We start from the raw sequence: 24602 nt of genomic DNA on the forward strand, positions 1-24602 counted from the left end.
TCACCTTCCTTAGCAGCATTACCTGCTCAGGTTCAATGGGTATGATCTCAGCCGATTATTGGCACCCCTTTTTTGAGAACGTTGCAAATGTAATTATCAATTGTCAATTATCAATTATCAATTGAGATTTTTTTTATTCTAAATCTGGTTTTTGCCTATTTGTCTTTTTTTCAGATAGGTTACGCTTACTCTTTAAACGCTTTTTTACAGCTGCTCTTGGTATTTTTGTTGGAATTCTTTTTTTGGGAACAAACAATCCACTTTCTATAAGTTCGAAAAAACGCTTCGTTACAAGTTCTTTGTTTTTATGCTGACTTCTTGTTTCGTCGCATTGCATAATCAGTAACCCATCTTTGGTGAATTTTGTGGAAAGCTTATTTAAAAGACGGGCTTTTTGGGCTTCATCAAAAACCAAAGATTCATGAATATTGAAAGTCAATTCAATTTTAGAAGATACTTTATTTACATGTTGTCCACCGGCACCAGAACTTCTAATGGCTTTAAAAGTTAACTCTAATGTTAATGCATGCTTATCGAACATTACTATACTTGATGGGCAGGTTTCAATAAATCGTTTACCGTTTTTACAGGATTAAAAGTAGAAACAGGAACTTCAACGAAAATAGAATTCCAATGCGCCATACTGCCATTCCATAAACCGGGAAGTTCTAAAGCTTTAATTTCGACACCGTTTTGAGATTTTAATGTTATAAAAGCAGCCTTAGCATCTACATATTGCATTAAATCAAATTTTTCACCTTTATAATTTCTAACACCACACACCAAATCTGTTGGGTTAAAATGGGTCGCATTTCGAGCAATTTCCTTTTGTTCCTGGTTATCAAAATCTATTTGAGCAAACTCAATTATTTGCAACGATAATTGTCCGTTTTCATCTTTTACCCAAAATGGGCCACCTCCAGGTTCTCCTTCATTTTTAACCATCCCACAAACTCTAATGGGTCTATTAAGTCTTCCGTGTAAATAGCAAGCCCTTTCATTTAAAGTCCCTTTGTAATGATTGGTATCTAGTTCTATATTTAACCTGTTTACTGCAAACAATTCTATGTTACTTAGTTCTTCTTCTATAATGGAGGCATCTTCAAGTCGTTTTAAATATTTAAACGTCTGTGTTTGTATTTTTAACAATATACCAGCCAATAATTTTTTATACTCTGATGCTTTTTTATTCTGTTCAAAAACAACAATATTATCAATGTTTTTTATAAAAATAAGATCATTATCTAATTCATTCAAGTTTTGAAGTAGTGCACCGTGGCCTGATGGTCTGAACAACAAACTACCTGTTTCATCTCTATACAAGTCGTCTGTTGCAGTAATTGCAATGGTGTTTGTGGCTTGACTTTGAAATGAAAAAGACACATTAAATGACGTGTTCGTTTTTTCTTCTATCCCTGCTTTAATGTTTTTTAATTCGTTATGAAACATGTTTTCGTGCGCATCTGAAATGGTAAAATGCAAATTCGCTTCATTATTAGAAGACGCATACAAACTTGCTTCCAATAAATGCTCTTCAAATGCCGTTGCAACATGATTTGAGTACTTATGAAACGGCAACAATCCTTTTGGAAAAAAACTATAGTTCAAACGATTTTCATCGAGCATGGTTTTTACAAATTCTAAAATTTGTTGGGTTAGCGACAAATCGTTAAAATTGGAAACGTGTTTTTTTATTTCGGACATAACATCGTCATAAAACGGTAACAATTTATATCCGTTTAAAAACGTTTTCATGTCTTGATTACGCTCACAATAGGTTTCGATGCTTTCTTTATTAGAATCAAAATCCTTTAAAAATTGAAATAAAAATTTAAACATTCGTGAAGCAGCCCCAGATGCAGGAACAAACTTTACAATAGATAAATCTTTCCTTTTATTATCAAATAAATCAATTGAATCTTGCCAACAATTAGAATCCACTTTAAGTATTCCGTTTCCTATCCCAGAAGCTTCTACTAAATTAGAATACGTCATTCCTGATTTTATAAGTTCGACTTGTTCCTGAACTTTCTCAATAGTTAAACCCAAACCTTTTATTTGCTGAATATCCTTTTCTATAAACATTATTTCCGGTTTTTTAATAATTGATCTATATGTTTTGTTGCTGTTTCTAATCGTGTTTTTTTATCGCCTTTAAGCAAAACATAAGGGCGTTTATGAGTAATTAAAGCTTTTTCGAAAGCCTTAAACATCGCTTCTCTTTCTTCGGGTTTATCTCTTAAATCATCGGCTTCCCAAGGGGTGTCAATATAAGTTAAAAAATACAAATCGTATGTATTTTCTAACGCATATTTTTCAAGAATTGGGTCGCAAGTTCCTAAATAATAGGTTTCTGAATATACCTTGGTTTCTAGCAAGTCGGTATCGCAAATTAAAACGGTGTCTGTTTTCTGCGCTAACTTGTTTTCTAATTTAATCTGTCCTTTTGCAATGGGTAATAAATCTTCTGGCTCGCAGGTTTTACGCTCGTTATTCCATTTATTTTGAAGATATTCGCGCGCATATTCTGGCACCCAAACCGAATTGTAATATCTTGCCAAATGTCTAGACAAGGTAGTTTTTCCAGTTGATTCCGGACCAAACAAAACAACTTTTATGCAGTTTGCGGGTTTTTGCTTAAGCTTTTCTTCCATGCGATGTAGCCTTGAATTGCTAATATAGTAAAGATTAAATATTGTAGCGATAACATCCCCAAACCTCTATAGCCGTAAAGTGGTATGGTTATTACATCGCCAATTATCCAAAGTGTCCAGTTTTCAAGTTTTTTAATTGCCATATACCACATGGCAGTAAAAAATATTCCTGAGGTTACAATATCTATATAATTTGGAATTTGTAATGTGTAATTAAATCCTTTGTAAACCAAATAGGTTACCAACATTGTTATTAGAAAAAGAAAAACTCCGATTTGTTTTTCTTTTAAAGTTGTTCTTGAAATAGGCACCACTGGTTTATTTTCTTTTTTTCTTGACCAATTCCACCACCCATAAATACTCATAATGGAATAATAAAAATTCATCATCATATCACCAAAATATTGATTGATATATAGTAGATACACTGTAATTACAGTACAAATAATGCCCGTTGGGTATACTAAAATGTTTTCTTGTTTTGCATACCAAACACTTAAAATTCCAAAAACAAAAGCAATAGCTTCTAAAATTATTTGATAAGTTGGCGCTTCATGGTACGCATTTAAAAAGAAATCAAAAATGTGGCTCATATTCGCTTCTGTCGGTTTTTACAATCTTCATGGTTAATACACAGATATCCTGATTTTGAAAAGATGTCTTTATTTGTTCTTGTAAAAATGGCATTAAAGTATCATACTCACCAAAAATTTGGGTGCTTAGTGGGTTTTCTAAAACGGTAAATTCCGAATTCCGTAATGCCTTAATGAAATTTATGACATGTATTTCGTAATCGTTTTGTAATGGTGATAAGGTTAAATCTACTGATATTTTCATTGTATTGTTTCTCTTTTTATTTCTTCAAAAAACGATTCATTTTCTTCAAAAGCGGTTCCAATAACTACTAAATCGGCACCCGATTGATAGGCATTTTCCAATTGTTTTCTTGTTCTTATACCACCTCCAACAATTAAAGGCACTTGTAATTCCTGTTTAACTAATTTAATTATGGTTTCTGAAACTGGTTCTTTAGCGCCACTTCCTGCTTCTAAATAAATGAGTTTCATCCCTAATAATTCTCCAGCTTTTGCCGTTTCTACTATTTTTTGAATAGGCTCTCGAGGCAAAGGCTTGGTTCTACTTACATGCTCGACCGCGGTGATGTTTCCACTTTCAATTAAAATATAACCCGTTGGAATCACTTCTAAGTTGCTATCTTTTAATTTTGCAACCGATTGTACATGCTTTTCAATTAAATATTCGGCATTTCTACCAGAAATCAAGGATAGAAATAGAATAGCATCGGCATTGTTTGTTATTTGCGTAACATCACCTGGGAATAAAACAATAGGAAGTTTGGTATGCTTTTTTATTTCCTTAACTACCAAATCAGTAGCTTTTTCTTTAACAATGCTGCCTCCTACAAAAATATGAGTTACCAACGACAAGTCAATCTTTTGAATTATGCCTGATAGACTTTCTAGCTTCGCCTTATCGGGATCGATTAAAACGGCCAATAGTTTTTTGCCTTTTAATGTCGATGCTGTAATGGAATTATAGATATCTTTCATTTAAGCTATGGCGTAGGCACATGTAAATCCTTCAAATTCTAAAAAATGAATATTATAACGGCTTTTTTTCGATTTATAATTAATCCAAGCAACAGTTTCTTGTTCATTATCAGATGCGGGAATGACCAAACAGTGCTTTTTAAAACTTAATCCCGGAGTTGCATACAATTTGTACAACGATTCCTTTACACACCAAATAACCGTTAGTTTTTTAATATAATTGGAAGCGTCTCTATTCAAATACAGAAACTCATAATCGATAAATTTATGAGCTATAATGGTGATTTTATCCCGTTGCTTTTCAATATCAATACCAATAACCTTGTCGCTTACAATCACAGCCGAAAAATTAAAGGAATGGGTTATAGAAATATGTTTTCCATCCTTTAAATGTGGTTTTCCGTTGGCATCATAAAACAAGTCCGAATCCTCATAACCAAAAGCTGCCAACAAATGGCGAACACTTAAAAACCCGCGTTGATGCAATTCACTTTTCATACCTAATACGCGATTTAAACTTTCTGGCCTTAAATTTACAGACTGAAATAATTCTTCATAAGACTCTTCAATCTTCCAGATTTTCACAGTTGTTTGTAAATCAGGATTAATGTTTTTATAAAGTGGCATTTAGTATTCTGAAAGTTATTAGTTATCTTTGCGCAACTTATGGTATAATAAACTTTTTGGGGTAGCAATTTAGCTATTTTAATTGCGAATCCAAAGATGTTTTTATTTTATAAAACAAAAAAAAGAAAAATTGATATGAGTACAAAAACAATTCCTTACGTAGCTAATAAAGTAAAAGATATTTCACTTGCAGCTTGGGGACGAAAAGAAATAGAATTAGCCGAGGCTGAAATGCCAGGTCTTATGAGTTTACGTGAAGAATACGGCAACTCGCAACCCCTAAAAGGCGCTAGAATTGCTGGATGTTTACACATGACCATCCAAACAGCGGTTCTTATTGAAACCTTACAAGCCTTAGGCGCAGAAGTTACCTGGAGTTCTTGTAACATTTTCTCTACACAAGATCAAGCTGCTGCGGCAATTGCTGCTGCAGGAACATCGGTTTACGCTTGGAAAGACATGACCGAAGAAGAATTCGATTGGTGTATAGAGCAAACACTTTTCTTTGGCGAAGACAGAAAACCATTAAACATGATTCTTGATGATGGTGGCGATTTAACCAATATGGTTTTAGACCGTTACCCAGAACTAGTTTCAGGCATAAAAGGATTAAGCGAAGAAACCACTACTGGTGTTCACAGACTTTACGAACGTGTAAAAAACGGAACCTTACCAATGCCTGCTATTAATGTTAACGATTCTGTTACTAAATCAAAATTCGATAATAAATATGGTTGTAAAGAATCTGCCGTAGATGCGATTCGTCGCGCAACCGATATCATGCTCGCTGGAAAACGCGTAGTGGTATGTGGCTATGGCGATGTTGGTAAAGGTACTGCAGCCTCTTTTAAAGGTGCTGGTAGTATTGTAACCGTTACCGAAATCGACCCAATTTGTGCTTTACAAGCTGCTATGGATGGTTTTGAAGTTAAAAAACTAGAAACTGTTGCTCCAAATGCCGATATCGTTATTACAACTACAGGAAATAAAGATATTGTACGTGGCGAGCATTTTGAAGCTTTTAAAGACAAAACTATTGTGTGTAACATTGGGCATTTCGATAACGAAATCGATATGGCTTGGTTAAAGAAAAACCACGGTCACACCAAAAACACCATCAAACCTCAAGTAGATAAATATACCGTAAACGGAAAAGACATCATTATTCTTGCCGAAGGACGTTTGGTAAACTTAGGTTGTGCTACAGGTCACCCAAGTTTTGTAATGAGTAACTCGTTTACAAACCAAACCTTAGCTCAAATTGAACTTTGGACCAATAACGAGGCTTACCAAAATGATGTGTATATGTTACCAAAACATCTTGATGAAAAAGTAGCAAAATTACATTTAGCTAAAATTGGTGTAGAACTTACCGAGTTAAAACCAGACCAAGCTTCATACATCGGCGTATCCGTTGAAGGTCCTTACAAACCAGAATACTATAGATACTAAATTGTCATACTGAACTTGTTTCAGTATCTCATTATAAATTAAAAATCCCAAGCAATTACGTTTGGGATTTTTTCTTTCTGGGCAATTGCTAAAGCACCGCGCTTTCCGTTTCTAGTTTTGCAAAACCATAAATGGCAGTTTTGCAAAAGCTAACCACTACAATCGCTATTGCGCCTTATAGGTCAGTTCATATACATTTTATATATTTATCATTCCACCAATTCTTTCTCAAAATACCACCACAAACTAGAATCTATGGTTGCCTTTATACGATTAATATCAACATTTTCATTTATAAAAACGGTTAGACCTTCGTGCGCTCGATTTTGCTCAACGCTTTCATTAATTTCAATATGATCTATTTCAGTAAAGTTTTCTAAATGATGTTTTATTCTATTATCTAAAGATTCATCACTTAAATAAATTTTAATAGTCTGCTCATTCGGGGAATTTCTAATTTCTGATCTAAAAGGATGTAGCATGAGAAGTATTATTAAGTAAAACAACAAGTTATCTGTAAAAACAGTAGTATAAGTTACTAAATAATTTCAATAAAATCAATAAAAAAACCCTTTCTGAAAACAGAAAGGGTTCAATACTTTAATAAACTCGCAATTCTTATCCTTCAAAAGGAACTATAGAAACATACGATTTATTATCTTTTTTCTTTGTAAATTTTACTACACCATCAACATAGGCGTGTAATGTATGATCTTTTGAAGAATATACATTTTCACCTGGGTGATGTGTATTTCCTCTTTGTCTAACGATAATGTTTCCTGCAATAGCAGCTTGACCACCAAAAATCTTAACACCTAAGCGTTTTGATTCTGATTCTCTACCATTCTTCGAACTTCCGACTCCTTTTTTATGTGCCATTTTATTTCGATTTTAGATTTTAATTTAACTTAAAGCAGCTATTAAATCAGCTTTTTTCATTGCAGAAATTCCATCAATTCCTTTGGCTTTAGCCATCTCTTTCAATTCTGCAACAGTTAAACTGTTTAAATCTTGAGTAGCTTCAGCTTTTTTTGGAGCAGCAACTTCTACTTTAGCTTCTACTTTTTTCTCTTCTTTCGCTGGGGCAGCTTTTTTTGCTCCCGAAGCAGCAATACTTTCTATTACAATTTCTGTTAAAGATTGACGATGACCGTTTTTCTTACGGTAACCTTTACGTCTTTTCTTTTTGAAAACTATAACTTTATCACCTTTTAGGTGCTTTAAGACTTTTGCTCCTACTTGAGCTCCGTCTATAGCTGGGGCGCCTACAGTAACTTTGTCACCATCAGCAATCAAAAGAACATTATCAAAAGCAACTTGCTTTCCTTCTTCTGTTTGTAAACGGTGTACAAAAACCTTTTGGTCTTTAACAACTTTAAATTGTTGCCCTGCTATCTCTACAATTGCGTACATAGCGTAACGTTTTTATTAATTAATTTTGTTCAAAAATGAGTGCAAATATACTGCTAATTAATTAAACTACAAACGTTTTATTTAAATTGAGAAAAATTTCTATTATTTTTTAAAATATTGCATGACTACAAGTGTCGAAATAACAGTAGTTGCAAGCCCCATAATAAAGACTACAAACGTAACCATCCCCACATCTGCATCTAATCCGCCACGTATCGTTTTAAGCAATTCTGGCAGAAAATCTACATTATATTCGGTGGCATAAAACAAGAAAAAAAGAGTAAATAAGAACGCAGCAATAAATCCGGTGATGATTCCTGTTTTAAAACCCGCGCCGTATGAAAAAGCCTCTTCGTTTTCTAGTTTGGTAATTCGTATAACTTCAAATATGCCACAAGCAGTGATTACCGCATTAAAAAAACTAAAGACTGGACGAATATGATTATTAAATAAAGCCAACACCAAAAAATACGCTATTAACACAGCACTGGTAACCAAACCATACCTAAGTGGAAGAGATACATTTTTCATAAGCTATTCGTTTATTTTTAATAATTAGTTGATTAAATTACTAATTAACAACATCTTAAGCAAACATAATTAAACTTATTTACCTGCTAAATAAATTAAAGCGGCTCTTTATATGGTAATAAAAATAGCGCTTGGTAATTATTTGAGTTCTAGATTATTTTGCAGGTTTGTCAGAAATATACTAAATTGCGTCAAAACTTACAAAACAATCATTACATGAAAAACAATATTTATTTCCTAACCATACTACTACTGTTAGGACTATCTGCTACTGCGCAAAAAGTAGCTTTTGAAGAATACGATTTAGAGAATGGTTTGCACGTTATTCTACATCAGGATAACACCGCACCTCTAGTTACTACGCAGGTTTTATACAATGTTGGAGGAAAAGATTTAGGTGGAGATAACAACCCAGAGCGCACTGGATTTGCGCATTTCTTTGAACATCTATTGTTTGAAGGAACTAAAAATATTGAACGTGGCAAATTCATGGAAATCGTTTCTGCCAATGGCGGAAATAATAATGCGGGTACAGCGTTAGATTACACCGTGTATTACGAAGTTTTTCCTTCAAATAATTTAGAATTAGGCCTGTGGTTGGAATCTGAGCGCATGCTACACCCTATAATTAACCAGATTGGTGTAGACACCCAACGAGAAGTTGTTAAAGAAGAAAAAAGGTCTAGTTATGACAATCAACCATACAGACAGTTTGTATTTGCAATTAGCGAAAATCTATTTAAGGTGCATCCCTATAAAAATAAAAATATAGGTGAAATGGAGCATCTTAATGCTGCTACTTTAGATGAGTTTAAAGCGTATTTTAAAAAATATTACGGTCCCAATAATGCCGTTTTAGTCATTGCAGGTAATATCGATATCCCTACTACTAAAAATTTAGTAGCAAAATACTTTAAAGATATTCCTAGCGGAGAAAAGGTTGTTAGAAACTTTCCTAAAGAAGAACCTATAACCGAACCTATAACCGCTAAGTTCTACGACCCTAACATTAAAATTCCAGCAGCTATGGCAGCCTACAGAATTCCGGGATTTGCAGAACGCGACTCGTATGTGCTTCAAATGATATCAACTTATCTTAGTGATGGTAAAACCTCTAAATTATACAAACGACTTGTAAACGACAAGAAAATGGCACTTCAAGCAGGCGCGATTAACATTGCACAAAAAGACTATGGCGCTTATGTTCTATTCGGCCTTCCGTTAGGTGATAATTCGCTTGAATCGTTAGTGGCAGAAATCGACGTTGAAATTAAAAAAATTCAAACGGAATTAATCTCAGAAAGAGATTTTCAAAAAATTCAAAATAAATTAGAAAATCAATTTGTTAATTCTAATGCTAGTGTAGAACGTATTGCTGGCTCGTTAGCACAATATTACATGCTTTACGGGAACACCAATCTTATTAATAATGAAATTGAGATTTACCGCTCTATTACCCGAGAAGACATTAAAACGGTGGCTAATAAATATCTAAAACCAAATCAACGATTACTTTTAGACTATTTACCAAAAGAAACTGAACAATAAAATTTTCATGAAAACAAAACACATACAAATGAAAACCAAAATATTTGCGTTACTAACCCTGTTTTTATTATCAATATCTGTAATTGCCCAAGTTGATAGATCTAAACAGCCACAGCCAGGACCTGCTCCTAAAATTTCTTTAGATGTTCCAAGTGAATTTCAACTTAAAAATGGTTTAACCGTTTTGGTTGTCGAAAACCACAAATTACCTCGCGTATCTTTCACACTAACTTTAAACAATCCGCCAATTTTAGAAGGTGATAACGCCGGTGTAGCTAGTTTGCTTAGCGCTATGTTAGGAAATGGAACTACAAGTATTTCTAAAGACGCCTTTAATGATGAAGTCGATTTTTTAGGTGCACGACTAAATTTTGGTTCGCAAAGTGCCTCGGCAAGTGCGCTAAGCAAGTATGCCGATAGAATTATGCAATTAATGGCAGACGCCGCTATTAATCCGCTTTTAACTGAAGAAGAATTCCAAAAAGAAAAAGACAAACTGCTAGAAAATTTAAAATCTAATGAAAAAAACGTTTCTGCCGTGGCAGATCGCGTTGGAAGCGCTTTATCCTATGGCGTTAAGCATCCTTACGGTGAATTTATTAAAGAAGAAACCGTTAACAACGTTACTTTAGATAATATAAAAGCATTTTACAAAACAAATTTCACACCCAATAACGCCTTTTTAGTTGTGGTGGGAGATACAGACTTGAAAACGGTTAAAAAACAAGTAAAAAAATACTTTGGTAATTGGCAAAAATCTACACAAATACCTAACAAAATACCAGCACCAAACAGTAATGTAGCCAATACGCAAATTAATTTTGTAGATATGCCTAATGCCGTACAGTCTAACATTTCCATCACGAATACCGTAGATTTAAAAATGAACCATCCAGATTACCATGCGGCACTCATTGCCAACTACATTTTAGGTGGTGCTTATGAAAGTTACTTATTTATGAATCTTCGTGAAAAACATGGCTATACTTACGGCGCTTACTCATCTATTGGAGCCGACAAATATGCAGCTCGTTTTAGAGCCGAAGCCGAAGTTAGAAATGCAGTTACCGATAGTGCCGTTGTTGAAGCCATTAAAGAAATTAATAGAATAAAAACAGAGTTGGTCGATTCGGTAAAATTAAAAAATGCCAAAGCAAAATATGTAGGTAATTTTGTTATGGGCGTAGAGCAACCAGCTACCGTTGCTCGCTATGCCTTAAATATTAAAACGGAAGACCTTCCTGCCGATTTCTATTCAACATATCTAGAAAAAATCAATGCCGTAACTGCAGAAGATGTAAAACGAGTTGCAAACACCTATTTTAAATCTGAAAACGCTCGAATTATTATCGTTGGAAAGGGTAGCGATGTAATTAGCAATCTCGAAAAAACTGGGATTCCAATCAAGTATTTCGATAAATATGCAACCCCAACTGAAAAACCAGAATTTACAAAACCTATCCCAGCAGGTACAACAGCCCAAACTGTGTTAGACAAGTACTTAAACGCCGTTGGTGGTAAGGCTGCCGCAAAAAATGTAAGCACACTTTTAATGAATGCTAACGTTACTATTCAAGGTGCTCCTTTTACACCAACAGCCGAACTTAAAATAATGGCTCCAAATAAAGAATCTATGGAAATGAGCATTGAAGGCATGGGAACCATTGTTAAACAAAAATTTAATGGAACAAAAGGTTATGTAGAACAACAAGGCATGAAGAAAGAGATGACTGAAGCGGAAATTGCTTCAAAAAAAGATGAGTATTCTATATTTCCAGAATTATACTATGATGCTTCTAAAACTAGCTTAGAAAGTATTGTTTCTATCGATGGACAAGACGTTTATAAAGTAAAAATTGATAACGGAGACAAACCATCATTTAGATATTACAACACAGAAACCGGATTATTAATGCGTGTTGAAATTACTGTTGAAGCACAAGGAAATTCGATGGTTACCATCCAAGATTATTCCAATTATACTTCTGTAGGCACCATGAAATTGCCTTTTATGCAATCGGTTAAAGCGGGTCCTCAAACCATAATCATGAATATGACAAACGTAAAGATTAACGAAGGTGTTAAAGACACGGATTTTAATTAAACGTGCTTCAAAAATAACTAATATTAAAAGTCCGAGGTTAGTAGCTTCGGACTTTTTTTTTATTCTTTTAAACACCCATTTTATTCAATAGAATTACTTGTTTCAAATTGTATGAAATAAATCATTAAATTTGATGCAAAATAAAATCATCTAAAATCCGTTTAGACCTTAAATAATTGATACTCATGAAAAAACTAAGAACTATTTTTACAATTTTAATGCTAACTACCTTCATTGTAGCATGCAAAGACAAAACTAATCCAGAGGTAAAAACTGTTGAAGTAGAAACAATGGCTGCTAAAACAACCGACCCAAATGCAACCTATGCCAAAGCAGAATTTACCATTGATGGTATGACATGTGCCGTAGGATGCGCAGCTACTATTGAAAAGAAAATAGCTAAAATGGAAGGCGTTAAATCTGCCAAAGTAGATTTCGATAAAAGATTGGCGATGGTTGAATATGATGTTGCTAAAGTAACTCCTAACAACTTAATAGAAACTGTTGCTAAAGTGGGAGACACTTACAAAGTAAGCGACATGAAAACAATTAATGCATCTAGCTGCAATAAACCATGTGATAAAACAGGTTGCGAAGGCAAAACGGATGCAGAAAAAGCGGCATGCCAAAAAGCTTGTACTGCTAAAAATGCATCAACCGATACGAAAAAATCATGTTGTGCTGCAAAGGCATAATTAGAATATCTCTATAAAAAAAGCCTCTTAATTTAAAATTAGGAGGCTTTTTTTATTTCCAATGTAACGACTCCATAATCCGAATCATGTCTTTTTGTATATAATTTGCTGCTGGCAAAATGGAATCGTAATTAGGTTTCGCTTTAAAATACAAAGACCCGATTAAAAAATGCTTCACACTGTCGGTTACATAAAACTGTGCCGGAGAAGCCACATTCCCTTTTACTTCAGAAAACACACCGTATACTTTTCTTTCTTTATTCTCGTAAGGGAAAAACGGAATTTCGTCTGCTTTAATGGTATGTTCTAAAGTGAATTTTTGTGCATCGCGTAAAAAGTCGGTCAGGTTTTTTTCATCACCATCTATGGCTTTATAAGTTAAAAAGATAGTCCCTTTTAAACTTGGGTATTCTATATTGATGCCGTAGCTTTCTGTTGGCGCAACGAGTTTTTTAGACTTCATACTAGAAACCAAGGTATTCGTTTCGAAGGTCAAAGGCACTTCAGAAACTATTTTTGCATACTTGGGTTGCGGATACACAAGTCTTAAATAAGCTTTTGGCTTTGGCGTATAGTCTTCTTTACACGAAAAACACATTGTTGCAATGGCCAAAAATAGAATATAATACTTCATTAAGTAATTGTAAATTTTACAAGTTTAATTCGCTTTTTATCTAAAGCTTCAATTTTAAAAACATAATTTTTAAAGCTAACATCACTATTTAGCTTTGGGAAACTGCCAGAAATTTCTAGAACAAAACCCGCTACTGTTTCGGCGTCTCCTTTGCTTTCTTCAAAAGCATCTACATCTTCAACTTTTATAATTTTATAAAAATCTTTAAGGGCCGTTTTCCCTTCAAACACAAAATTATGGTCGTCGAGTTTAGAATAAGTTAAATCTTCATCATCAAACTCATCACTAATATCGCCCACAATTTCTTCAATTATATCTTCTAAAGAAATTAGTCCGGAAGTACCTCCATATTCATCAACAACAACAGCTAAATGCACCTTTTTATCTTGAAACTCTAACATTAAATCATCTAACTTTTTGTTCTCTGGTACAAAAATAGGCTCTCGAATTAAGGTCGTCCAATCAAACTGTTTTCGCTCTAAATAAGGCAGCAAATCTTTTACATATAGAATTCCTTTTATAGTATCTATATTATCTTTATAAACCGGAATTCTGGAATAGCCATTCTTCTCTATTTCTTGTAAAATTTCGGTATATTTTTGCTCGATGTTTAATGCAAAAATATCTATTCGCGGACGCATAACTTGTTTGGTATCGGTATTGCCAAAAGACACAATTCCTTGCAAAATTTTATGCTCTTCTCTGGTAGTATCTTCTTCACTTGTTAGCTCTAAAGCCTGAGAAAGCTGATCGACACTTAAATTAGATTTCTGCTTACCTAGTTTATTATGAATGCCTATTGTAATGCTTCGCATTGGTAAACTTATAGGAGATAACAACACATCTAACACCTTTAATGGATAAGCCATAAAGGTTGCAAATTTTAAATTATTTCTACTGGCATAAATTTTTGGAAGAATTTCGCCAAATAACAAAATTAAGAAGGTTACTATAACTACTTCTAGCGTGAATTTTAAAATAGGTGAAGAAATGCCGGAAAAGACATCGCCACTTAGGTAGGCGAACAATATAACAATAGCTATGTTTATAAAATTGTTAGCCACCAATATGGTTGCTAATAATTTTTTAGGACGTTCTAACAACTTAGCTATAATATAAATACGTTTAGATTTGGCGCTCAAGCCTTTTTCTACATCGGTTCTGGTAAGTGAAAACAATGCTACTTCGGCACCAGAAATAAGAGCAGAACAAAATAGCAGCAAAAACAATAATACAAAACCAAAAACAACCGAAACATCAATTGCCATTACTAAACTTTTAAAACTCGTGGGGTCAGGATCCAAATATATTTGTTTTAGTTACACTTAGAATTCTCAAATTAGGGAGAAATTTAATTTTAAAATGGAAGATCGTCGTCTTCATCTATGATTTCATTAGTATTTTTTTCGATAGAAGCTGGTTTCGAAGTACCTTCCGGTTTAACTGAAGTGCTTTCAGACTTAGCCGCATTGCCTTCACTCTCTTTCTTAGTGGTTAAAAACGTAAAATCTGTACATTGAATTTCGGTAGAATAGCGCTCAACACCACTTTCGTCCTGCCATTTTCTAGTTTTAAGCCTTCCTTCTATATATACTTTATCGCCTTTGCTTAAATATTTTTCGCAAATTTCGGCTGCCTTGTTTCTTACAACTATATTATGCCATTCTGTATTTGTAACACGTTCGTTGGTTTGCTTGCTGGTATACGTTTCGTTTGTTGCCAAAGGAAAACGACCAACACAGCCACCACCTTCAAAATAATGCATTTTTACTTCATCACCCAAATGCCCAATTAGCATTACCTTATTTAATGTTCCAGACATATGTATTGTTTTTATAGGTTAGCAAAATTACTCAATTACATTACATTTTAAAGACTTGCACTCTCTTTTTTTAAAATTACTAAAAAAATCAATTATTATTCTAAAAGGAACTAAAATTAAAACTTTCAATAAAATTTCCAATTAAAACGGGCACCGCAAATTCGCGAATTTCACTTAATGGAACACCTACTTTTAAAGGACTATCAATAGTTACAATCCAAAACTTAGTGTACAAATGTTGATGCGACAATTTATGAACAATAACTTCCTGATTATATAAGGACAAATCGAAAGTCTTGTTTTTAATTAAATCATGAGTTTCTGCAAACTGTTTAAATGTTTCGAAACTCATGTTTTTATCCGTTTCTATTAAAGGAAACTGATATAAGTTTTGCCAGATCCCTTGTCCTTCGCGTTTTTCTAAAATTGTTTTTTGGTTGGAAGAAATTAAAACCAGAAAATTGAAATACTTCTTTTTAACTTTTAGCGCTTTTAATTTAACTGGAAGTTCGTTTACCTTATTATTATTAAATGCAATACAACTTATATTGAAAGGACAGATAGCGCAATCGGGATTTTGTGGCTTGCATTGGGTGGCGCCAAACTCCATAATGGCCTGATTAAATGTTGCTGGATCTTGCGTATCGATAAGTTCTTGAGCTAATTGCTTAAACTCTTTAGCGCCTTTAGAGGAATTAATAGGTGTGTCTATTCCAAAATAACGCGAAAGCACTCTATACACATTCCCATCTACAACTGCAGACGCCTGGTTAAAACAAATAGATGCAATAGCACTCGCCGTATAATCGCCAACACCTTTTAGTTTTAATAGCCCTTTATAGTTGTTCGGAAATTCTCCGTTCAATTCATCAACAACATATTTCGCTGTAGCATGCAAATTTCGGGCTCTAGAATAATACCCTAGCCCCTGCCATAATTTTAAAACATCGCTTTCTTCTGCCTTTGCTAAATGAAAAACAGACGGGAATTCATCCACGAATTTGCCGTAATATGGCAACCCTTGCTTCACTTGTGTTTGCTGTAAAATTATTTCTGACAACCAAATGAAATAAGGATCTTTAGTTTGCCTCCACGGAAGCTCTCGCTTATTATTTGAGTACCAATGTTTTAATGTTTTTCTGAATGTCATTCATCAAATAAATAGAATTTGTAAAAATAAACGTTTATAATCTTAAATTTTAATGAATTAGGTTTGAAATATTGAATTTTAAATTCCTATATTTGCATCCCTTTAAGAATTTATAGTAACTTAAAACAATATATTAAAAATGACGAAGGCTGATATAGTAGCAAAAATTTCTGATAAATTAGGAATTGAAAAAGGTGATGTTCAAGCAACTGTTGAGACATTCATGGAAGAAGTAAAATCTTCATTAGAAAGTGGTGATAATGTTTACCTACGTGGTTTTGGTAGCTTTATTATTAAAACAAGAGCTGAAAAAACTGGTAGAAACATCTCAAAAAATACTACCATTAAAATACCATCTCACAATATCCCTGCATTTAAGCCAGCAAAAGTTTTTGTTGAAGGCGTTAAAACAAATGTAGACGTTAAGTAAAACATTAAAATAAATTATTAATTTAAAAGACACTATTTATGCCAAGTGGTAAAAAACGTAAGAGACATAAGGTAGCGACGCACAAACGTAAAAAACGTAGACGCGCTAACCGTCACAAAAAGAAAAAATAAGCCTTAAAAAGTAGTTTATATAAACTACTTTTTTCGGTTAAAAACAAAAACGTTCTTTGAAATGAGTTCATTAAATTTTTAGACGCTATTGGCGTTTTATGAACTCCACGGATAAATCCCGATAGCTATCGGGACCTGTGAAAAATATTGTTTAATCCATCTGTACAATTCAGTTGTCAGTTTTCAGGAACAGTTTTCAGTAACATACTGCAAACCGTAAACTGAGACTGTGTACTAAAAAGTACGGATAAAAATTAACTTAATGGATAAAGAATTGATTATTCGATCTGGTTCCGAGCATGTTGATTTTGCCTTATTAAAAGATGGAAAACTTATTGAATTACAGAAAGACGAAGATGGTAATAACTTTTCGGTTGGTGATGTGTTTATAGCCAAAATACGAAAAGCTGTTCCTGGACTAAATGCTGCATTTGTAAATGTAGGTTACGAGAAAGATGCATTTTTGCATTATCATGATTTAGGTCCAAAACTACCTTCCCTTTTAAAATTCACAAAAAGTGTAAGCACAGGTAAACTAAAAGATTTTACTTTAAAAAATTTCCCATTTGAAAAAGATATTGATAAAGACGGAAAGATTTCTGACGTCTTAAAATCAAATCAATCGCTATTGGTACAAATAGTAAAAGAACCCATATCCACCAAAGGCCCTAGAATAAGCTCCGAGCTTTCTATTGCTGGTAGATATATCGTTTTAGTACCTTTTTCTAGTCGTATTTCTATTTCTCAAAAAATAGAAGACAAAGAAGAAAAAGACCGATTAAAACGACTGGTAAAAAGCATTACGCCGCCAGGTTTTGGCATTATTGTACGCACCGTAGCACAAGGCAAAAAAGTAGCCGAATTAGATAAAGATTTACAAAATTTGTTAGGTCGTTGGACCGCAATGTGTAAAAAACTTAACAAAGCACATCATCCAAGTAAAGTGTTAGGAGAAATGAATAAAGCCTCGTCTATTTTACGAGACATATTTAACGACACCTTTACCGCTATTCATGTAGATGACGAAGCGCTTTTTATTCAAATTAAAGATTACGTGCAAGAAATTGCACCAAAAAAAGAATCAATAGTTAAATTGTATCAGTCTAACGTCCCCATTTTTGAAAAATTCGGAATTGAAAGACAAATAAAAACCTCGTTTGGCAAAACCGTTTCCATGGCCAAAGGTGCGTATCTTATTATAGAGCACACCGAAGCGCTTCACGTTATAGACGTAAACAGCGGAAACCGGTCTAACAAAGCCAATAACCAAGAGGATACTGCATTAGAAGTTAATCTAATTGCGGCCACAGAAATGGCTCGCCAGTTGCGCTTGCGCGATATGGGAGGTATTATAGTAGTCGATTTTATTGATATGACTAATGCCGAAAACAGGCAAAAGCTTTTTAATCACCTTCGCGATGAAATGAAGGACGACAGAGCTAAACACAAAATATTGCCTCCAAGTAAATTTGGCTTGATACAAATTACTAGACAACGCGTTCGCCCAGAAATGAACATTAAAACTAAGGAAGAAAACCCTGATGAAATAATGAATAGTTCTGAGGTAGAAGCACCAATAGGCATCGTGCAAAAAATAAATCACGACCTAGAACAATTAATTAAAAAAGACTATAAAAAGTTGACCTTAAACACACATCCTTTTATAGCAGCCTTTTTAACAAAAGGTTTTCCATCAACACGTTCTAAATGGTTTTTAGAACACAAAAAATGGGTTAAAATTTTACCAAGAGATGCTTACACGTATTTAGAATATCATTTTTTCGATAAAGATGGTAATCAAATTAAATAACTTCAAAAGCCTTACTTCCCGATAACTATCGGGATTAGTGAGGCTTTTTTGTTTTTAAAAATTTCTATTTGGGCAATTGCTAAAACACCGCGCTTTCCGCTGTATCTTTCTTGTGCTTAACTTATTTCAGTATCCCATTAAGCTATTTCTATAATTTCTAATATGATGTTTAAACAAACTTATGGTTACGCACAAAAAAGGATGCCGCTGCAATCGCTATTGCGAGTCTAGTACTAGTCTCAAAATGCCGTTTTAAATTAAACTTACAGCCTCACTCTTATCGCTACTAAGCAGAGGTTTGTGGTAGCACAAAACTATACAGAATAAATCTAAATATTTTAAGAATTAACTACTACCCACGCTACCGCTAAGCTCTAGCTTAGCCGCAACAACCTCGCTACCGCTAAACTCCAGCTTAGTGGGAGTTTATTACTAATCATAAAATATAGTCTTAAATTAATTTTACAGACTCACTCCTACCGCCACTAAGCCGAGATTTGTGGTAGCAGAGGTAGCAGAGGAGTGTAGTACTACTCTCAAAAAGCAGTATTAAACTAAATTTGCAGACTCACTCTTACCGCCACTAAGCAGAGCTTAGCGGTAACACAATACAATACTGAGCAAATCTAAATATTTTATGAATAACTGCTACAATGAAGCCCCCCCGCTACCGCTAAGCTCCAGCTTAGTGGCTACAACACAAAGCATACTCAACCCAAAAAACCAGTACTATCAATCTTCAAAACCGTATGGTCGTCTTGAAAATTTCTCGCACTAGAATATTTCCAATCCACAGGGTTCGTAACAAAACCACTTTCAACTGGGTTATTGTGAATATAATCAATTTTTTGTTTTATAACCGCTTCAGTCCATAATTCTATAGGCTGGTTATGATGTTGCCAAAATTGATATTTAGAGTCATTGGATTTAATTTTAGCGGCTCGTTCAAAAAACCATAACAAATATTCCTTTCTACTTTCTTGCGGATTATTTTTAATAGCTTCAATAAGTTTCTTTGCAGTAAAACTTTTAAAATCTCTTAACAATCCATCAGGCTCATCAATATTTGACCTGAAAATTAAATGAACGTGACTGGGCATAAAACAATAAGCATATAATTCCATCCCTTTCTTTGCTCTACAGTATGCTATACTATCAACTAATACATTAAAGTAAATTTGCCGAGTAAAAACATCTAACCAATATACCGTAGCGAACGACACAAAGTATAAGCCAGATTTATTATGGAATTTATAATTTCTACTCCCCACGCTACCGCTAAGCTCCAGCTTAGTGGCAACAACTTAAAGCATACTCAACCCAAAAAACCAGTACTATCAATCTTTAAAACCGTATGGTCGTCTTGAAAATTTCTCGCACTAGAATATTTCCAATCCACAGGGTTCGTAACAAAACCACTTTCTACCGGGTTATTGTGAATATAATCTATTTTTTGTTTTATAACCGCTTCAGTCCATAATTCTATAGGCTGGTTATGATATTGCCAAAATTGATATTTAGAATCATTGGATTTAATTTTAGCAGCTCGTTCAAAAAACCATAACAAATATTCCTTTCTACTTTCTTGCGGATTATTTTTAATAGCTTCAATAAGTTTCTTTGCAGTAAAACTTTTAAAATCTCTTAACAATCCATCAGGCTCATCAATATTTGACCTGAAAATTAAATGAACTTGACTCGGCATGAAACAATAAGCATATAATTCCATCCCTTTCTTTGCTCTACAGTATGCTATACTATCAACTAATACATTAAAGTAAATTTGCCGAGTAAAAACATCTAACCAATATACCGTAGCGAACGATACAAAGTATAAGCCAGATTTATTATGGAATTTATAGTTTCTACTCACAAGTCTAAAATACAAAAGGCTTTATTTTTCTTACTCATATGTCCACTAAGCAGAGCTTAGCGGTAGCACAAGCTTTCCACTACCAACCCTAACACGGATAAAACAATCGCCTCAATTTATAAATTTGTTATTAAATAATCTTTACAACGACGTCGCACTAAAGGTATCACCTTGCGATAAATCGCCCGTATCAAAACCTTTTTTAAACCATCGCATGCGTTGTGCAGAGGTCCCATGTGTAAACGAATCAGGTACTACCCTACCACTCGATTGTTTTTGCAATCGGTCGTCACCAATAGCGTTGGCGGCATTCATAGCTTCTTCTAAATCACCTGTTTCCATCATACGAGTCATTGCTTGCGAATGATGCGCCCAAACACCCGCTAAAAAATCGGCCTGAAGCTCCAACATCACAGAATATCTGTTGTATTCTGTTTGACTTACTTGCCCTCGTAAACGATTCATTTTATCGGTAGTACCATTTAATTTCTGAATATGATGCCCAACCTCGTGTGCAATAACATAGGCCTGTGCAAAATCTCCCGGAGCATTTAAACGACCTTCCATCTCATCAAAAAAACTTAAATCGATATATAACTTTTCATCACCAGGGCAATAAAAAGGTCCTGTTGCACTAGACGCCGAACCACATGCCGATGCTACCGAACCAGTAAAAAGCACCAAGGTTGGTTCTCTATAATTTTTTAATAACTTATTCCACACGTCTTCTGTATTGGCTAGAATAGTAGCACTAAATTCTGCTAATTCTTCATCTTTTTCGGTTGGGTTATACGGTGCAGACGATTCGGTTGCTACAGAGCCACCACTCAAAAGATTAGTTATTAAACTCAAAGGATTCTTACCTAAAAGAAAAGAAATAACCAAAAAAGCACCTACAATAAAAAGTCCCACTTTAGAAAAAAGTAATCTTACTAATGGAATTAATAAGGTAGGACTAAATCCTCCTAAACCACGTCCCGAACTACTTTGCCCTCGGCGGTCATCAATGTTTGAGCTTTTTCTTCTTCCTTGCCATTTCATGTTTTTTATTTTTTAAATTTTTGCTGTTTCAATTTACACATATTTTCTAAATGTTAATTTAATTAGATTTAAGTTATTGTAACATTTCACCCAATGCTTCGTAAACAGTTCTTTTTCAATGGTTTTTTTAATAAAGGTGGTAATCAATTTGTATATAATTTTAAATTACGTATATGATTCCTTACATTTGCCGCAAAAAAGTAAAAAGCATGATTTGTGAGTTAGAACGAAAAGATATTGAAGAATTCAAAACAACAAATATATTACCTCAAACTCCTTTTTGGGGGCGCGTAAAAAAAAATCAAGGATTTATACCACAAGGGTTTGAATTAACTATTTCTAAAAACCTACTATTTAGTACCGCTAGTTCCTCAGAAAAAGTAGTTGAAGACCTATTAATACTAATTAAATACGTAAACGATGACACCTGTATTGCTTACGTTCCTTACGGACCAAAACTAGAACCTAGCTTTGAAAACCAAGGTTTATTTTTAGAATACTTATCCGAATCTATAAAACCATACCTACCTTCAAATTGCATCTTTATCCGTTACGATTTAATTTGGGAAAATCAATGGGCTGTTGAAGAAGCATATTTTGATAATTCAGGAAATTGGCTAGGGCCACCACCCAACCAAACACAAGAATTCAGAATGAATTTTGGCACAACCAATTGGAACTTGCAAAAAAGTGTGCAAGACAACCTTCCTAAAAACACTTTTTTTCTCGATTTAACATTAAACGAGGAAGATTTGTTGTCTAACATGCGTTACAACACAAGATATAATGTAAAAAAGGCCAATAAAAAAGGTATTAAAGTCCGTGAATACGGCATTGAACATATGGATATCTGGTATAAATTATATCTAGACACCGCCACTCGACACGGCATTCCTTTACAAAATAAAGAGTTTTTTACAACCATTTTGAAGAACCAAGATAATACCAAAAACGGTACTACTGTGAAGATGCTCATGGCAGATATTGATGGTAAATTTCTATCTTCTATGTTTTTAGTTTTAACTAAAAAAAGAGGCACTTATTTATATGGCGCTTCTAAATCGTCAAAAAACAACGCAATGGCAAGTTATGCGCTGCAATGGGAATCTATACGCATCGCCAAAGCATGGGGTTGCACCGAATACGATATGTTTGGTTCCGCTCCAAACTTAAGCAGGAAACATCCACTACATGGCGTACATGTTTACAAAAAAGGATTTGGCGGCGATTTATTTCATAGAATGGGCTGTTGGGACTACCCTTATAACAAAAAGCTATACGATTTTTACAAGCTTCAAGAAGCCACAAATTAAACTAAGAGCATTACTCAAGGTTTCATTCTTAACGAGTGGTGCAAAAGTTAAGTTTCCAAGCAATCCATAAATACTAGGGGCTAGATTTATTTTTCCCTGGCGTTCAATTCAGATTTGCGCATAGGCATCACATCAATCACACGAAACAAGGCTTCGCAAGAAATAAAATCTGATTCCCTTAATTTGGTGCCGCCGTCTAAGCCAATCAAAACTACCTGAAAGGGAATGTTAGTTTTTTGGTATGCTTTATATACCTGGGTTGATTTATGCCATTTAGAAGTAGCGCTTAACCCTATCTTATACCCAGCTTTTGTTATTTGATAAACAATTAATTTCCGGTCAACTAATCCGTTATTACAAGCTTGTAATTCTTTAATTTGATTTTTATAATCCGCATTATTTATATCTTCGGTTAGCAACAAAAGCACTCTGTTTTTCCATGTATGTGATTCCATATTTTGTGCGTTAACATGGCCCATCTTTATAAAAATAGAAATTAATAGTATTGCTTTTAAAATGGACATCTCGTTTTTTAAGTTAAAATTATCACTCTTTCTCATGTCACTCCGCTACAATTAAACCACAAGATTCCTGCCTGTGCAGGTATTAGGTTGCTGGATTAGGAATTACATCATTAACCGCATTAATTTGCGCTAACACCTCATCGCTTAAAACAACATTGATACTCGCCACATTCTCTTTAAGCTGTTCTAAATTGGTAGCGCCAATAATGGTACTGGTTACAAAAGCTTGCTGGTTTACAAAAGCTAAACTCATTTGTGCTAGAGTCATGTTATTATCCTCTGCGATTTTTAAATATTGTCTGGTCGCTTCGGTACATTGTGCACTGCTATATCTCGAAAATCTTGGAAACAAATGCAGTCGGGCGTTCTCGCCTTCAATTCCTTTAATGTATTTGCCCGAAAGCACTCCAAATGCCATTGGAGAATATGCCAACAGGCCAATATTTTCGCGTAAAGACACTTCGGCTAAATCGGTTTCGAAAGTTCTGTTTAGTAATGAATAGGCGTTTTGAATGGTTTTCATTCTAGGTAAACTATGTGTTTTAGATTCTTCTAAATAACGCATTGTTCCCCATGCATTCTCGTTCGATACACCAACATGTCTTATTTTACCTGTTTTTATTTGCTCATCTAAACCATGTAAAATAGCGTTAAAATTATCGCTCCATTCGGTATCAAGTGTATATGCTCGTATTCCAAATCTGTTAGTGCTGCGTTCTGGCCAATGTATTTGAAACAAATCGATATATTCTGTTTGCAATCTTTTTAATTCGCCATTTACAGCGTCGTTAATGGCCTCCTTACTAAAACCTGTTGTGCGAATGTGAGCTGTATAATCGCCGGGACCTGCAATTTTAGAAGCTAATACGACTTTATCTCTATGGCCTGTTTTTTTTAACCAAGTACCAATAATGTTACTAGTTCTACCTTGTGTTTCGGCTGTTGCCGGCACCGGATACACCTCGGCGGTATCGATAAAGTTAACGCCTTTTTCGAAGGCATAATCTAATTGCGCATGCCCTTCGGATTCTGTGTTCTGGTTTCCCCAAGTCATAGATCCGAGGCATATTTTACTAACTTTTATATTGGTGTGTGGTAATATTGTGTATTTCATTTTTTGGATGTTTAGACTTTTAGATCGTTAGATGGTTAGATTGTTAGACTTTTAGATTTTTAGACGGTTTCTATTAGGTTTTTAGATAATATGTTAAAGATAAAAAAAACCTTTCAGTTCATTAGGAACTGAAAGGTTTAAAAATGTTTTAAGGTTTAGGTTGCG

Annotated in this window: 27 protein-coding genes; 7 read left to right on the forward strand and 20 right to left on the reverse strand. The window is 34.2% G+C overall.

The features are described 5' to 3' along the window. Positions 1-133: 133 nt before the first annotated feature. Genes arfB through ACFQ0I_RS01775 form a run of 7 tightly spaced genes read right to left on the reverse strand, consistent with a single transcriptional unit; the run spans position 134 to position 4852 of the window. Entirely contained in the window at positions 134-541 is a 408-nt protein-coding gene (gene arfB / locus ACFQ0I_RS01745; protein ID WP_379938795.1) for an alternative ribosome rescue aminoacyl-tRNA hydrolase ArfB, read from the reverse strand. Between the two features lie 2 nt (positions 542-543). Beyond that, positions 544-2085: a DUF4301 family protein gene (locus ACFQ0I_RS01750; protein ID WP_379938797.1), complete on the reverse strand. Its 1542-nt coding sequence runs from the start codon at positions 2083-2085 to the stop codon at positions 544-546. Then, entirely contained in the window at positions 2085-2654 is a 570-nt protein-coding gene (locus ACFQ0I_RS01755; RefSeq protein WP_379938798.1) for an AAA family ATPase, read from the reverse strand. Before ACFQ0I_RS01755 ends, ACFQ0I_RS01750 begins: the two co-directional genes overlap by 1 nt. Further along, positions 2615-3247: a nicotinamide riboside transporter PnuC gene (gene pnuC / locus ACFQ0I_RS01760; protein ID WP_379938800.1), complete on the reverse strand. Its 633-nt coding sequence runs from the start codon at positions 3245-3247 to the stop codon at positions 2615-2617. Before pnuC ends, ACFQ0I_RS01755 begins: the two co-directional genes overlap by 40 nt. Further along, positions 3231-3491, reverse strand: coding sequence for a hypothetical protein (locus ACFQ0I_RS01765; protein ID WP_379938802.1), 261 nt, complete (start codon positions 3489-3491; stop codon positions 3231-3233). Before ACFQ0I_RS01765 ends, pnuC begins: the two co-directional genes overlap by 17 nt. Further along, positions 3488-4225: a geranylgeranylglyceryl/heptaprenylglyceryl phosphate synthase gene (locus ACFQ0I_RS01770; RefSeq protein ID WP_379938804.1), complete on the reverse strand. Its 738-nt coding sequence runs from the start codon at positions 4223-4225 to the stop codon at positions 3488-3490. The genes ACFQ0I_RS01765 and ACFQ0I_RS01770 overlap by 4 nt, the downstream gene beginning before the upstream one ends. Next, a complete protein-coding gene (locus ACFQ0I_RS01775) occupies positions 4226-4852 on the reverse strand; it encodes a 4'-phosphopantetheinyl transferase family protein (protein ID WP_379938806.1) in 627 nt (208 codons plus the stop codon). 135 nt (positions 4853-4987) lie between these two features. On the opposite strand from ACFQ0I_RS01775, the gene ahcY reads away from it, so the two are divergent. Then, entirely contained in the window at positions 4988-6304 is a 1317-nt protein-coding gene (ahcY, locus tag ACFQ0I_RS01780; RefSeq protein ID WP_379938807.1) for an adenosylhomocysteinase, read from the forward strand. Positions 6305-6513: 209 nt separating this feature from the next. Here ahcY and ACFQ0I_RS01785 read toward each other — a convergent pair whose 3' ends face one another. The 4 genes from ACFQ0I_RS01785 to ACFQ0I_RS01800 all read right to left on the reverse strand — a co-directional run bounded on the left by ACFQ0I_RS01785 (position 6514) and on the right by ACFQ0I_RS01800 (position 8248). Continuing rightward, positions 6514-6786, reverse strand: coding sequence for a hypothetical protein (locus ACFQ0I_RS01785; protein WP_379938808.1), 273 nt, complete (start codon positions 6784-6786; stop codon positions 6514-6516). Between the two features lie 136 nt (positions 6787-6922). Next, positions 6923-7183 (reverse strand): 50S ribosomal protein L27, encoded by a 261-nt coding sequence (rpmA, locus tag ACFQ0I_RS01790; protein WP_379938809.1) that lies wholly within the window; start codon positions 7181-7183, stop codon positions 6923-6925. Between the two features lie 24 nt (positions 7184-7207). Continuing rightward, on the reverse strand, positions 7208-7717 hold the full coding sequence (rplU, locus tag ACFQ0I_RS01795; RefSeq protein ID WP_379938811.1) for a 50S ribosomal protein L21: 510 nt from the start codon (positions 7715-7717) through the stop codon (positions 7208-7210). 102 nt (positions 7718-7819) lie between these two features. Continuing rightward, positions 7820-8248 (reverse strand): DUF4199 family protein, encoded by a 429-nt coding sequence (locus ACFQ0I_RS01800; RefSeq protein ID WP_379938812.1) that lies wholly within the window; start codon positions 8246-8248, stop codon positions 7820-7822. 216 nt (positions 8249-8464) lie between these two features. Between ACFQ0I_RS01800 and ACFQ0I_RS01805 the strand changes: the two genes are divergently transcribed. The 3 genes from ACFQ0I_RS01805 (at position 8465) to ACFQ0I_RS01815 (ending at position 12595) form a co-directional block, all read left to right on the forward strand. Further along, positions 8465-9796, forward strand: a complete 1332-nt coding sequence (locus tag ACFQ0I_RS01805; protein WP_379938814.1) for a M16 family metallopeptidase — start codon at positions 8465-8467, stop codon at positions 9794-9796. Between the two features lie 28 nt (positions 9797-9824). After that, positions 9825-11900 (forward strand): M16 family metallopeptidase, encoded by a 2076-nt coding sequence (locus ACFQ0I_RS01810; RefSeq protein WP_379938815.1) that lies wholly within the window; start codon positions 9825-9827, stop codon positions 11898-11900. Between the two features lie 185 nt (positions 11901-12085). After that, a complete protein-coding gene (locus ACFQ0I_RS01815; protein WP_379938816.1) occupies positions 12086-12595 on the forward strand; it encodes a heavy-metal-associated domain-containing protein in 510 nt (169 codons plus the stop codon). Positions 12596-12647: 52 nt separating this feature from the next. Here ACFQ0I_RS01815 and gldD read toward each other — a convergent pair whose 3' ends face one another. From gldD to mutY, 4 genes are all read right to left on the reverse strand, one after another. After that, positions 12648-13229: a gliding motility lipoprotein GldD gene (gldD, locus tag ACFQ0I_RS01820; RefSeq protein ID WP_379938818.1), complete on the reverse strand. Its 582-nt coding sequence runs from the start codon at positions 13227-13229 to the stop codon at positions 12648-12650. Beyond that, positions 13229-14533 carry a gliding motility-associated protein GldE gene (locus tag ACFQ0I_RS01825; RefSeq protein WP_379938820.1) on the reverse strand — a complete coding sequence of 435 codons (1305 nt, stop codon included), beginning with the start codon at positions 14531-14533 and terminating at the stop codon, positions 13229-13231. Before ACFQ0I_RS01825 ends, gldD begins: the two co-directional genes overlap by 1 nt. A 53-nt stretch (positions 14534-14586) precedes the next feature. Further along, positions 14587-15051 (reverse strand): single-stranded DNA-binding protein, encoded by a 465-nt coding sequence (locus tag ACFQ0I_RS01830; protein ID WP_379938822.1) that lies wholly within the window; start codon positions 15049-15051, stop codon positions 14587-14589. Between the two features lie 100 nt (positions 15052-15151). After that, positions 15152-16201: an A/G-specific adenine glycosylase gene (gene mutY, locus ACFQ0I_RS01835; RefSeq protein WP_379938824.1), complete on the reverse strand. Its 1050-nt coding sequence runs from the start codon at positions 16199-16201 to the stop codon at positions 15152-15154. Positions 16202-16340: 139 nt separating this feature from the next. Here mutY and ACFQ0I_RS01840 point away from each other — a divergent pair, with 139 nt between their 5' ends. Continuing rightward, positions 16341-16631, forward strand: coding sequence for an HU family DNA-binding protein (locus tag ACFQ0I_RS01840; protein ID WP_117173525.1), 291 nt, complete (start codon positions 16341-16343; stop codon positions 16629-16631). Positions 16632-17024: 393 nt separating this feature from the next. Continuing rightward, the gene (locus tag ACFQ0I_RS01845) at positions 17025-18572 is read left to right on the forward strand and encodes an Rne/Rng family ribonuclease (RefSeq protein ID WP_379938826.1); all 1548 of its coding nucleotides are present in this window, start codon (positions 17025-17027) and stop codon (positions 18570-18572) included. Positions 18573-19282: 710 nt separating this feature from the next. On the opposite strand, the gene ACFQ0I_RS01850 is transcribed toward ACFQ0I_RS01845, so the two are convergent. The 3 genes from ACFQ0I_RS01850 to ypfJ all read right to left on the reverse strand — a co-directional run bounded on the left by ACFQ0I_RS01850 (position 19283) and on the right by ypfJ (position 21486). Next, on the reverse strand, positions 19283-19843 hold the full coding sequence (locus ACFQ0I_RS01850) for an REP-associated tyrosine transposase (RefSeq protein WP_379938828.1): 561 nt from the start codon (positions 19841-19843) through the stop codon (positions 19283-19285). 44 nt (positions 19844-19887) lie between these two features. Continuing rightward, positions 19888-20445 (reverse strand): REP-associated tyrosine transposase, encoded by a 558-nt coding sequence (locus ACFQ0I_RS01855; RefSeq protein WP_379938830.1) that lies wholly within the window; start codon positions 20443-20445, stop codon positions 19888-19890. Positions 20446-20586: 141 nt separating this feature from the next. Continuing rightward, positions 20587-21486 (reverse strand): KPN_02809 family neutral zinc metallopeptidase, encoded by a 900-nt coding sequence (ypfJ, locus tag ACFQ0I_RS01860; RefSeq protein ID WP_379938831.1) that lies wholly within the window; start codon positions 21484-21486, stop codon positions 20587-20589. A gap of 173 nt (positions 21487-21659) precedes the next feature. On the opposite strand from ypfJ, the gene ACFQ0I_RS01865 reads away from it, so the two are divergent. Continuing rightward, positions 21660-22799, forward strand: a complete 1140-nt coding sequence (locus tag ACFQ0I_RS01865) for a lipid II:glycine glycyltransferase FemX (protein WP_379938833.1) — start codon at positions 21660-21662, stop codon at positions 22797-22799. Positions 22800-22885: 86 nt separating this feature from the next. Here ACFQ0I_RS01865 and ACFQ0I_RS01870 read toward each other — a convergent pair whose 3' ends face one another. After that, positions 22886-23254: a DUF4174 domain-containing protein gene (locus ACFQ0I_RS01870; RefSeq protein ID WP_379938835.1), complete on the reverse strand. Its 369-nt coding sequence runs from the start codon at positions 23252-23254 to the stop codon at positions 22886-22888. Positions 23255-23405: 151 nt separating this feature from the next. Beyond that, positions 23406-24437, reverse strand: coding sequence for an aldo/keto reductase (locus ACFQ0I_RS01875; RefSeq protein WP_379938837.1), 1032 nt, complete (start codon positions 24435-24437; stop codon positions 23406-23408). Positions 24438-24602: the final 165 nt, after the last annotated feature.

This window comes from Mariniflexile aquimaris, assembly GCF_042676825.1.
Classification (GTDB): domain Bacteria; phylum Bacteroidota; class Bacteroidia; order Flavobacteriales; family Flavobacteriaceae; genus Mariniflexile; species Mariniflexile aquimaris.